Genomic DNA, 12,166 nt, shown 5'->3' with positions numbered 1-12,166 from the left:
ACTCTGCCATCTCCTTCGTAAATCATTCACCCTTATTTCTTGATGGAAGCATTATAAGCCGCTGTGTATTCTTCCATGACTTTACTACCGCCCCGTTGTTGCCATGTATCAATCGCTTTCTTATAATCGTCCCATTTTCCATCAATAATATACTTCGTCAATGCATCTTTAATAATCTTGTTCAACTCGCCACCCTTTTCCGTCCAAGCTTGGGATACGAATGGTTCTGCCACATTCGGCACCAAATTCTTCTCGTTGTCTGCAAGGTAGGCAACTAGTTTCTTCTTGTAATCGGTATCGAACGGGGATGGCTTTGTAGCCGGCCATGTAACAAACTGCTGGAATGGGCCAACCTCATTAGCTAAGCTCTGTTGAGCTGCAGAATCAATATAAGTTAATTGACCATTTTCATTTTTCTTCGTGTATAAACCTTCTGCTCCGCCTTTCAGCAGGTTGTACACATCATCGTCCATTGAACGATTAAGGAATTCCAGTAATTTTCTTAAATCAGCTTCTGTTTTGACAACCGATTTCGGAAAGGAAAGTAAACCTGCATGTCCATTGTTAGCCGGCCCTTTCGACCCTTGGGTTCCAGTCATCACTGCGCTATACGATAATGATACATTTGGATTGATTTGTTTTGCACTCGTTAGTGTACTTTCGATACCATCGATTGCACTTACGTACATACCGAATTTACCCTGTTGGAATAGCTTGTTATGATCATAACCCGGAGCACCAAAGTCAGGAGGAGATAGTTTTTCCTCCATCATTTTATGAACTAGTTTTAAAGCATCGTCAAACGCAGGAGTCATAAAATCAGGCGTAACTTTATTATCTTGGATTCCCCATTGATTGAACCCTCCATTGGCAACAGAGAAGAAATCGAGTCCGTCCCAGAAGCGATCCACACTACCAGCCATTGCGAAACCGAATGTATCGTTTTTTCCATTTTTATCTGGGTCCTGCTCTGTAAATGCTTTTGCTACCTTATAAACTTCATCCAATGTTTGTGGCATCTTCAACCCTAAGGCATCCAGCCAATCTTGTCTGATGTGTAATCCAACGCGTGTTACAAAACGAAGACGCGGAACTCCGTATAGCTTGCCATCAATCGAGGTGTTTGTCTTAACCGACTCAGGAATATTTTTATTTAAGTTCGGATAGTCCTTTAAATATGGCCCTACTTCCCAGAATTGGCCGGCCCGTGAGGCATTAATGTAGGAGGGATTTTTCGCATCGGTAATCGTAACCATCATTGGAAGATCGCTGGACGCAATGCTCACATTTAGTTTTTCAGGATAAGTTGCATTGGGGACATAAGTGATATCAATTTTTGTATTGGTCAGCTCCTCCCACTTTTTAAAAGTTGGATTTTCCGTATCTCCCTTAGGCGGTTGTGCATTAAATAGAGGTGTTAATACCGTAATTTTTGTTGGTTCCTTGGCTTTTGAAGTTTCTTTCCCTGGGCTTTCAGACACCTTCGCTACTTCCGTATTTCCATTTGAGCTACATGCAGCAAGCATCGAAACGGATAACGTCAAACACAACGCAGTTCCTGCAACTTTTTTCCATTTTTTAATTTTCATAAGACATACCCCTCCTGATATAGTGTCAAACTATGTATTAAGAGATCAGGCTTCTTTATAAGCCTATCCTTTAACCGAACCCAATAACAACCCATTTGTAAAATACTTTTGAAGAAATGGATATACAAGTAATACAGGAACCGTCGCAACGACGATAACGGCCAACTTAATGGAATCTGGAGGTATTAACATTGCAGCATCCATCGAACTTGCATCGGAGAATCCACCTTGGGATAAAATCGTAATTTGTCTAAGCCAAACTTGTACAGGCCACATAGTAGCTTTGCTCAGATACAGAATTGAATTAAAATATGAATTCCAATGCCCTACTGCGTAGAAGAGCGCGAATGTAGCCATTGCTGGCTTGGAAAGTGGCACAGCAATCTTCCATAAAATTTGCAGATCGTTATAGCCATCAATTTTCGCTGATTCCTCCAATTCGATGGGGAGAGCTTGGAAAAAGTTACGAAGCAGAATCAAGTTAAATGCACTGATCGCACCTGGCAACCAAATAGCCCAATAGCTATTGAGTAATCCAAGCCACTTGACAACGAGATAACTGGGAATCAATCCACCACTGAACAGCATAGTAAACACAACCATTACATTAATGATTTGCCTGCCGGGAAGTGTCTTCTTTGCAAGTGGATATGCCATCAGTGTGGTGAAAATCAAATTGAGCAATGTTCCTACTACTGTAATAAAGATAGAAATGAGCAAACTTCTTGGAATCGTCTCCGATGAGAATATATATTTATAAGCTCCTAGAGCGATTTCCGTTGGAAATAATACAATTGTATGCGTTTGTAATTCTCGCTCTGAGACTAAGGAACCCGATATAACATATAAGAATGGCACGAGTGCCAACACGGCAAATAGGATAAGAATGACATAAATAAAGCCGTCATACACTTTCTCCCCGAATTGCTTTTTAATCAATTAGTACACCCCTTCCTCGCCGAACCATTTTGCAATTGCATTGGAAAGAAGAACAAGCGCAAGTCCGACGACCGACTTAAACAATCCTACAGCCGTACTATAACTGAATTGACTGTTTGTAATACCAGAGGTATAAACAAACGTGTCATACACTTCCCCGACATTTCGATTAAGTGGTGTTAACATCAGAAAGATTTGCTCAAACCCGCTGTTCAAAAAGGTGCCCAGACGTAAGATGAGAAGCAAAATAATCGTCGTACGAAGTGCTGGCAGCGATACATACCATAATTGCTGGATTCGATTGGCTCCATCCATTTTGGCAGCTTCGTATAACTGCGGATCAATTCCAGCTAGAGCGGCCAAGAAGATGATGGTTCCCCATCCCGTTTCTTTCCAAATCACTTGCGAAGTAATAAACGTTCGAAAATAATCAGGATCCCCTAAAAAATTGACGGGTTCCATGCCAATAGACGTAATGAGCTTGTTAACAAGACCGTCTCCATTACTAAATGCGACAAAGGTCAGGCCGACGACAACAGGCCAAGAAATGAAGTGAGGTAAATAGATTAATGATTGAATCGTTCGTTTAAATTTTTCCGATCTTAATTCGTTTAACAAGATCGCGATGATAATCGGAAGCGGAAAGAAAAATAAAATATTGTATATCGCTAGTATCACGGTATTCTTAAATATCAAAAAGAAGTTTGGATCACTGATCAGAGCATGAAAGTGTTTTAAACCTACCCACTTGCTGTGCCCGATGCCTAGGTATGGAAAATAATCTTGAAAAGCTATGATGACCCCATACATTGGTAAATAATGAAATACTAGAAAGTAAACAATGCCTGGGAGCAACATTGCATACAACCATCGATGATACGTCCATTTACGAAGCCATTGCTTTCGTGCTGTCATCGTTATCATCAGCCACACCTCCATGTTTGTTCGAAATAATTTGACGATAACGTATCGCCTTGCACCATTAACATTAGAGCGTCGCCACTGTTTCGTCGATAGTCTTCAGGGAAGCACCTATCATTCCAGTATTCAATTCGAAGACTAATTGTCATTACGGAAGAGTAGTTGTCAGCACGATAACAACGCACAAAAAAATCCGTCAGTAGCCATGACGGATTTTTCTTATTTGGGAGCTCGGACGTTCTGCTGTTCCCGATACTGGCCAGGTGTCACACCAGTCTCCTTGCGGAAGAAACGTACGAAGTTACCTGGGTTATGATATTTCAATCGTTCGGCGATTTGTGCTATCTTCAAATCGGTTTCGATCAGCCATTGTTTGGCAATTTGAATGCGATAGCCTGATAAATACTCACTAAAAGAAACGCCAGTTTCGTTCTTAAATACGGTTCCAATATATTTCGGGTGATAATTTAAACGCGATGCAATGAGTTCCAACGTAAGATCAGAATCATACTCTTGGTAGATCATTCGCTTGACATCTTCTGAAATGGAGGTGAATTGAGATTGAAGGCGATGTTCCAGCTCACTTACGATCGGATTAATAAGATTGTTTATCAACCAACCTTCTACTTCAGCTATGGAATCTCTTTTATTCAATTGCTCGATCCAGTCGCCTTCATCTCCCTCATTTTCTGTGAGTTGAATGCCTTCTTCCTGGAACACTTCGTAAATACTTATCGCAAAACGAAGCACCATGTACCGATACTCGGATGGTTTCATTCCTCTGGCAAATACCGTTTTAACAAAAGATCGTGTCAACTCGTGCACTTTATCCCGCTGAGCAAGTCGTATGGCGTCCCTTACATCCAATTCGAGCTCTTTCGGATATTTAGCTGCCACAACCGTTACCGGAATGATGTCGTCCATAAACAAAATATGTGCATCCTCAAGCCGATCCCTATATTTGAGTACCTCAATGCCTTCGCGATAAGCTTTTGAAATGTGAAACCAATCCATAAAAAATCGACTGAACCCAATTGTAATTTTCAACTTTAAAAATGTTTCTACCGCCGTGCGTATTTGCTCGCCGATATCAAAAAGCTCCCGCTTAAATGGAAGATTCCCCTGATTTCCTGTTCCAATGATCGTTACTTGATTGCGGCCTGTTAAGACGGGAGGAAGTCGATGTTCTTTGGCAACAATCTCCCCAACAATGTTGTTAATTGCAAACATCAGCAATTCTCGATCACGTTCAGCATAATTCGTTCCCTCTAACGTATCGATCTGCAGCACAGCCACTACGAATGTATGCCAGCCAACGATTTGGGGAAATACGCTTTCTTTGGTCTGTATTTCTTTGGAGTGAACCTCCCCCTGGACGAGCCGCAATACGAAATGATCTTGAATTTGGGTTTGAAGCAGCGTTTGATTAGATACAAGTGTACGAATACCTTCCCCAATGAGATGCAGTTCATCTTTTCCTTGTCTTAATCCTACGGATGATGATACATAACGAGACAACTGGGATATGGGTTGGTAAACACTTCGTGAACCTAGAAGAATAACTACGAAACTCACGAGAAGAATTATGCATACCAGAAGTATGGTGTACCCTGCAATTTGTTTGGAATCTTTATTCAATTCACTCAAATCCACCACAGTTAAGAACGTCCATCCACTGTAATCCGATTTATGATACACAATCGTTGAATCTTGACCTTGTACATTACCTTGAACGCTTCCTGACGATTGGTCCGATTGAACAATTTGCTTAATCGGTGTGTTATTCGACCAGTCATCGCGCGGGGTAAACTTATTCTGGCCGGTAATGACGGACAGTGTTTGATCCAAAATGAGCAGAGACCCCAGCTGCCGGGAGTCGCCAAGTTGCTTAGTCAATTCATCAATTGGAAAACTTACGATAATCATGCCGGTTGGATGTTTAGAAAACACAGGCAATTGCTTCACTAAGTAAACATTCACCTGGTCACTCGTCCAATAGGAACCTGCTGAGTTCTCTTGAATTTCCTGAAACATTTTCTTCTGAAGTATACTATCTACTTCAGACGGGGTAATAAAACCAGAGTTATCCACTGCCCAGTCGGCAATTAGACTGAAAACTCTGGTATGTAACGTTAGGCCATCTGCTCTTACTTGATTGATCGCATTAACCATCTCAGAAAAATCTCGTTTGTCTTCATAAGTCTTATTATAGGAACGATCTAACAATGTCTCTACCCTGGCAATGCTTAGAACTTCAAAAATAGCTCCGTTAAGCGACTTCATCGCCTTATCTATGCGAAATTGGGTTTGATCGACAACAAGCTGGTTAGCCTCACTAATTTTCTCCTGTACCGTGTTCGATGCAATATGATAGGTAATAATCCCTAATGTAACAACGGGTAGCACGCCAAGAAGAAAACCAAACAAAAGTAACCGATATCGCAAAGTCGAGCCGAAACGTTTCATGAAACACCTCAATATCTATATGTAAAATTGATATAACAATTGTAGCTTCTCATAGCAGTTAAAACAATACAATGGCATTATACAGCCCGGCCATCCTCTAGGATAACCGGGCTTAACTTACTAAGGTAGTACAAACTGCCATTGCTGATTAGAACTGGTACCTATACCGTATTGCCCTAAGTCACTGCCATCGGTAGTTCTGCCCATACCGTCCACATATTTGCCAGTAGTGCGGTTTTTGAATTTCACATAATTCCCAACAATTTCCTCGGTCCATTGCTGATCGGTACTTGTACTGCTATGCATTTGACCTACAACATCACCATCCGTTGTACGCCCCATTCCATCTAAATATAACCCCGTATTTACATTCTTAATTTTGACATAGTTCCCAATTGTCTCGATAACCCATTGCTGATTCGTACTACTGCCGTTTCCATACTGCCCCGTATTATCGCCATCCGAGGTGCGCCCCATACCATCAATGTATTTCCCAGTCCCTCTGTTTTTTAGTTTAATGTTGTTTGATGCATATTCATAATAGACTTTTACGTTGTCAAAATCCGCCGCACCTGCAGCATTTTCGGTATAAAACTGTACCTTTGCGATATCGGAAACCGAGGTGGTAAAAGGTACTTGGCTAAGCTTTTTTATTCCATTAATATACAGATCATACGTATCTGCGTCCGTATTGACCTCCATCTGGATGTTATACCAGGTCTTTGACGAATAGGTTTGTAACACTGTCCAGGTACCACTTGAATTCATATACGTAATATTACCAGTGGCATCAAAAGCCAACTTAATTACTGCGTTTCCTGCACTGTCATATACATAAGGTGCAGCAAACCATTTATTCGTTGCGTCCGTGCGTATTTTCGTCCCCAACTTCACGATCCCACTTAACGGTGTGAATGATTTTTCTGCAATAGACTGCCCCGCCGATGTAGAAGTCCTATTGATGCGGAGACTTTTATCTAATAGACCTGGTTTTTCTGTGATACTGACTGTTCCGCCGCTGGTTCCAGTCGTCGTCCATCCACTTGGAGCGCTTCCTGTTGTCTGCCCGTTAAAATTGTCATTAATGGAAAAAAAGGTACTCAGAGCATTCGTCGAGTTGGTTGTCAGCACTCTTACCGTCTCATAAGCATTCATATTGACTACTACATCATTACCACTATTCGTAAACACTTTCGTTCCCGTTGAGACCCAATTGTTGTTTGAATCATAATATCCTGTTGACATCGTAACGGGACCGTAGACAAGCAGTCCTCTCAGGGTAAAGCTTGAGGCCGTTTTACTTCCAAGCGCAATCTCTTTGTCGCTTCTCTCTACAGCGATGCCCACACCTTTATTACTGGTCGTGTAATTTACATCAACACCGCGGATTTTCTTCGTTATGTTTGCCGAAGAGTCCCCATGCTGATTAAAAAACTTAAGCTTGCTGCCTCCTGCGCCGTCTGGTTGCTTGGTTGCCAAATCAAACCACAACGTTTTCAACCATGCATTTGTATTTCTAACTCCGTTAATATTCGTATTGTTCGGAACCGGAACATTTCCTGTTCCATTGTTGTATAGATCATTACCGTCATTAGCCATCATGTTATATATATTATAGATGGATCCCCCTGCAATTGTTGCAAGATTTAGATAATCCGAATTAGATCTCGAACCAGAGGTTTCCATAATCATTGGAAGATTTTTTCCATAATTATAATTTAAATACTCAGATTCGACCCAAAGTCCCTGACCATAACGGAAGCCTTCATCTGTCGTAGCGATATAAGGATCGTAACCGACGAAATCAACGTAAGTGGTTCCACCGCTGGCTTTCGTTTCCTCATTTCGATAAACAAAGTTATATTCTGACGAATGAAAATTAATTCTTGTCCATACAGGGTAATTCGATTGTTTCACTGCTGCACCAAGATTTTGCACCCATGTCCAGTAGGAGTCTGCCTGAAAAGTATTCACCGACGAATATCCTCCTGTTGTCCATAAAGCTTGGCTATAAGGGGAATAAGAGCGTCCACCACTAATTGCATTGCCAGGTTCGTTGCTCAGGTCAATACCAATTATTGTTTTCTTATCTCCATGAGCAGTATTATAAACGGCTATATGATCCATTAGATTTTTAACTGCTGAATATTCCTTACTTCTCAGATTTGGATCGTCCATGGACATTAAGAACTGATAGACAGTATCCTTAGTTGTAGGAGAAGTTCCTTTTTCGAGCAGTACTCTGCCCGTACTATCCTGCGACTTTTCATAATTACGAATCACATAATACGGTACTCTGTTATCGGCAGTCACTTTTGTCGTATTCGATCCAAACCAGAGCAAATCCATTTTCAGTCCTGCAGCTTCTGCCCAGCTGATAAGTTTATCAGTCCAAGAATAATCCCAAACGTTCGCTCTAGATATGTAAAGTTGAGGAGGAAGAGCTGCTCCTGTAGCTCCGTCCATCGTCACGCCAATGCTATCGGTTGTATCTGTCTTTAAAATGAAACTCGCTTTCTTGCCATCCCCAAAAGCATGATTATTGACAAAGTCTGTTACATCGAAGTCATACACAGCCACTTGATTCACAGGGTCATAGGAAGGCGTTCCACCTATATCAAAATAATCTACTCCAGCAGTTCCTGTTATTGTGTAGCCGCTATGATTAGGCGCACCACTGTTCCAAGTTATCGTGGAAGCATTCCAGGAATCATTGGCAATTCCGTAAAGATGCAGATTGGCTGTTCCAGTATCCAAGCTGTTCACATAAATTCTAATCTTCGATGCATCGGCTGAGGTACCTGAAAGCGTAGAGAAATCAAATTTCATATAAGATATTGCCTGATTGCTCGCATCCGCTGAATCGTACTTTGCCTTTATGGAGCTACTGGAAGAATAGTTGGTATTGGCATTGCTGCCACCAGCTATGTACGTTGTTTCGGTTGCTGGAAAAATCTGATCTGGCTGAAGCATCGACCACAGAAGCTGTGAGTTCACAGCCGTAAACCCATCGTTCGCAGCTTGTTGATACAAGTTTTGGAATTGAGCATCCGTATAGTTAAACCTTTGCAGAACTTTATCGTCCCTGATTTGAATGCCATTATAGAAAAAAGGTGTACCATTCACATTCATGACATTCTTATCGTAAGTAGAAAATGAGGAGTCTATGGTGGAGATTGGAGTTGCTGCACTCACTGGTACAGGATTTAATATCCCCGCAAACAAAGATACAGCACTTAAAGTCAAAAACGCGCTTTTACACATTTTTTTTAACATTACATCTTACCTCCCAATCCATTTCTTTTTTACACTGATGTATGACTACATTAAGCGAAATGCATAGTGATACATTTTTTAAACCGCTTACAATTATTCTGTGAGGAAATATCCTCTTCAGAAAACCACCTCCGAATTCGTTCGATTTTCTAATTACCCATCATCTTGCAAGACCAACTCTAGCTTGAGACTAATGTTCCGTCTATAGTCTTTAGGGAAGCAATCATCATCTCTATAGTCAATTAGCTAATCAATTGTCATATCGAAAGGCGAATTGTCAGCACGGGACTCCTACTATTTGAGGAGTCTCCGTCTCTTAAATGTATATATCGGGCCGGTTTAGCTAGAATCATTTGCGTTGGGAACTAAAAAAGCCCTACGATTTCTCGTAAGGCGCCACTACAATCAGTTAATTTATGTTCCAACCATATCTAATGAACCAATCTTCCATCCCAAAACCTAACTACCCGCTTCGCCTGCTCCGCAACCTGCCGGTCATGCGTAATCACAATAATCGTCCGCCCCTGCTCATTCAACCGTCTGAAAATATCCATGATCTCCACGCCAGTCTTCGAATCCAGCGCTCCCGTTGGCTCATCCGCCAAGATGATCGCTGGATCTCCTGCCAAAGTGCGTGCAATCGCAACACGCTGTTGCTGTCCGCCAGACAGCTCCGAAGGAAAGTGCATCCGACGATCCAGCAGATCTACCGCTTCTAGCGCTTGCAGAACAAGCGGCTCCCGCTGTTTCCTCGATAGTCCGCGATAAATCAGCGGAAGCTCCACATTCTCATAAGCACTTAACCTAGGCAGTAGATTAAAACTCTGAAAAACAAACCCGATCTTCCGATTCCGAATTTCAGCCAATTGTGAATCCTTCAACGAGTGAATCTGCATCCCATCAAGGCTGTAAACCCCTTCGTCGGACACGTCTAGGCAGCCGATGATGTTCATCAACGTAGACTTCCCGGATCCTGACGGCCCCATAATGGCGACATATTCGCCCTGCACGATATCTAATGAAATATCATCCAACGCTCGTATGGTTTCGCCGCCCATGAAATAAAATTTACTCACATGCTCAATCTGAATTAAGGCTGTCATTGTCTTCGCCTCCATTATTTGAAGCCAAATGAATGAAGATTGCGATTCAATACAACTGAAATCAATTCCCTTTTACCGCTTCGCCTTATAAAACTCATGATACAGCTTCATGAGCGCCCGCTTCTCAATCCGCGACACATACGAGCGTGAAATCCCGAGCTCCTTCGCAATCTCCCGCTGCGTCCGCTCTTCGCCGCCCAGCTCCAACCCGAACCTTCCGACTACGACTTCTTTCTCACGGTCGTCCAATATTTCCAGATTTCTGTAAATTTTGGACTTTTCAATCTTCAGCTGCACCGCATCCACCACATCGTCCGCCTCGCTACCGAGTATGTCGATGAGCGTAATTTCGTTCCCCTCTTTGTCCGTTCCAATCAGATCATGCAACGATACATCTTTACGTGTTTTCTTCAACGAACGCAGATGCATCAGGATCTCATTCTCGATACAACGTGCTGCAAAAGTCGCCAGCTTTGTCCCTTTGTTTGGAGAGAAGGATTCGATAGCTTTGATCAATCCAATCGTCCCGATGGAGATCAAATCTTCCAAATCTTCTCCTGTATTGTCGAATTTTTTGAGGTTGTGGACACGAAGCAAGGTAAACCTATGAGTTCATAAAACCCCATTCAAAAAACTCACATAAAAAAGTTGCGCCATATCTTGGCGCAACCCCTCACGAATCTTTTTAACCGAGCAAACATTACTCTTTATATTTTTAACCATCCCATACTCTTAATCTTCGCACTTCTCCATTATCTGTTGAAGACAGTCCCATTGAATTAAAACAAATGCTAAACCAGATCAAAATCCATTCTTTGTACCAAAAGTGTTACCGCTTATCGTAAAGCCTGAACTACTAGCCAGCCATATGTCATAAGATACGTTTACGACGTAAGGATTGTTGTACGTATTGTTATTTTTCAAAGTTCCGTTCTGACAATCGATAATATTTATTCCAGATTTCAGATTATCGTGTGCTTCATTTCCCTCGACGTATACGCTATTCATATGATAAACAGTCATGCCCCTGTCGTAATTGTAATTAAACTTACTGTTCTTAATACTAACGCTCGTTTCAGTCCTATCATCATAGAAGTCGGTTACCTTTAATCCCATTCCCGTTAAATTATGGGATGCATCCAGATTATCTACGATAACATTATCTACGATACTAAGGTATAATCCGTGATAATATTGCTTAACCGCTCCATTATACTCTACTTTCGAGTTTTTAATGGTAACGTTATTCGTTCTCCCGATATTGACCCCCATAGAGCTGTTCTGTACTAAAACATTGTCGATCGTGGCACCTGTGTTACTTACATCGTTATGTTTATCTGAAAAGTCAATCCCAATCACATTTAATCTCGCCGCCTCGATCCGGGCGTCCAGCGAAGCTTTAGTTTCGACTCCGCTATTAATACGATCGTTATACTGAGTGCTACCCTGATGGAAGTATTCGGGTAAGTTTTGCTCACTCGCGGAGAGTCCGCCCTTGATCACAAGATTTTTGGCAGCTACGTTCGAGAAGGGAATACTGGCATTCGTGATAACGGGTTCGTCTTTCCCTGATGCCAATTGGATGATAGGACGATTTGTAGCGGATTCTCCTTGTATGGTACATCCATTATGCACTTTAACGCTGTAGTTAACTGTATAAGTTCCTGACGTTAGATATAAAGTCCCACAGCCCTGATTTTTCAGGCTGTCCATCGCTTGTTGAATGCTTTGACCCGGTGAAATAGTCATTGTTGCTGCTTGCGCAGGTGTAGCTGCTGTTAGTGAAGCATAAACTACTGCACAACTCATGATTAATGAAAAACCAGCATGTTTAACTTTGAACATAATACACCTCCTGAGTTTTACTTACCC

General features: G+C 41.8%; 8 protein-coding genes. All 8 read right to left on the bottom strand.

The features are described 5' to 3' along the window. Positions 1–32 precede the first annotated feature (32 nt). Entirely contained in the window at positions 33–1,589 is a 1,557-nt protein-coding gene (locus AC58UX_RS01260; protein WP_497248929.1) for an extracellular solute-binding protein, read from the bottom strand. A gap of 63 nt (positions 1,590–1,652) precedes the next feature. Next, positions 1,653–2,525, bottom strand: coding sequence for a carbohydrate ABC transporter permease (locus AC58UX_RS01255; protein WP_497250012.1), 873 nt, complete (start codon positions 2,523–2,525; stop codon positions 1,653–1,655). Positions 2,526–2,528: 3 nt separating this feature from the next. After that, a complete protein-coding gene (locus AC58UX_RS01250) occupies positions 2,529–3,452 on the bottom strand; it encodes an ABC transporter permease (RefSeq protein ID WP_497248927.1) in 924 nt (307 codons plus the stop codon). Between the two features lie 216 nt (positions 3,453–3,668). Further along, positions 3,669–5,915: an AraC family transcriptional regulator gene (locus AC58UX_RS01245; protein ID WP_497248925.1), complete on the bottom strand. Its 2,247-nt coding sequence runs from the start codon at positions 5,913–5,915 to the stop codon at positions 3,669–3,671. 120 nt (positions 5,916–6,035) lie between these two features. After that, positions 6,036–9,191: a CBM96 family carbohydrate-binding protein gene (locus AC58UX_RS01240; RefSeq protein WP_497248923.1), complete on the bottom strand. Its 3,156-nt coding sequence runs from the start codon at positions 9,189–9,191 to the stop codon at positions 6,036–6,038. 431 nt (positions 9,192–9,622) lie between these two features. Further along, entirely contained in the window at positions 9,623–10,294 is a 672-nt protein-coding gene (locus tag AC58UX_RS01235) for an ABC transporter ATP-binding protein (protein ID WP_497248921.1), read from the bottom strand. Between the two features lie 72 nt (positions 10,295–10,366). Then, entirely contained in the window at positions 10,367–10,891 is a 525-nt protein-coding gene (gene sigK, locus AC58UX_RS01230) for an RNA polymerase sporulation sigma factor SigK (protein ID WP_497248919.1), read from the bottom strand. A gap of 204 nt (positions 10,892–11,095) precedes the next feature. Continuing rightward, positions 11,096–12,103 carry a right-handed parallel beta-helix repeat-containing protein gene (locus AC58UX_RS01225; protein ID WP_497248917.1) on the bottom strand — a complete coding sequence of 336 codons (1,008 nt, stop codon included), beginning with the start codon at positions 12,101–12,103 and terminating at the stop codon, positions 11,096–11,098. Positions 12,104–12,166 lie beyond the last annotated feature (63 nt).

It is taken from the genome of Paenibacillus sp. J22P90 (genome assembly GCF_059692195.1).
This window is presented reverse-complemented; position numbering and strand designations above follow the sequence as displayed.

Excerpts from the sequence above, each read along its gene's own strand:
- AC58UX_RS01260 (WP_497248929.1), bottom strand. The coding sequence starts at position 1,589 with ATGAAAATTAAAAAATGGAAAAAAGTTGCAGGAACTGCGTTGTGTTTG.
- AC58UX_RS01250 (WP_497248927.1), bottom strand. The coding sequence starts at position 3,452 with ATGATAACGATGACAGCACGAAAGCAATGGCTTCGTAAATGGACGTAT.
- AC58UX_RS01245 (WP_497248925.1), bottom strand. The coding sequence starts at position 5,915 with ATGAAACGTTTCGGCTCGACTTTGCGATATCGGTTACTTTTGTTTGGT.
- AC58UX_RS01240 (WP_497248923.1), bottom strand. The coding sequence starts at position 9,191 with ATGTTAAAAAAAATGTGTAAAAGCGCGTTTTTGACTTTAAGTGCTGTA.
- AC58UX_RS01235 (WP_497248921.1), bottom strand. The coding sequence starts at position 10,294 with ATGACAGCCTTAATTCAGATTGAGCATGTGAGTAAATTTTATTTCATG.
- AC58UX_RS01225 (WP_497248917.1), bottom strand. The coding sequence starts at position 12,103 with ATGAGTTGTGCAGTAGTTTATGCTTCACTAACAGCAGCTACACCTGCG.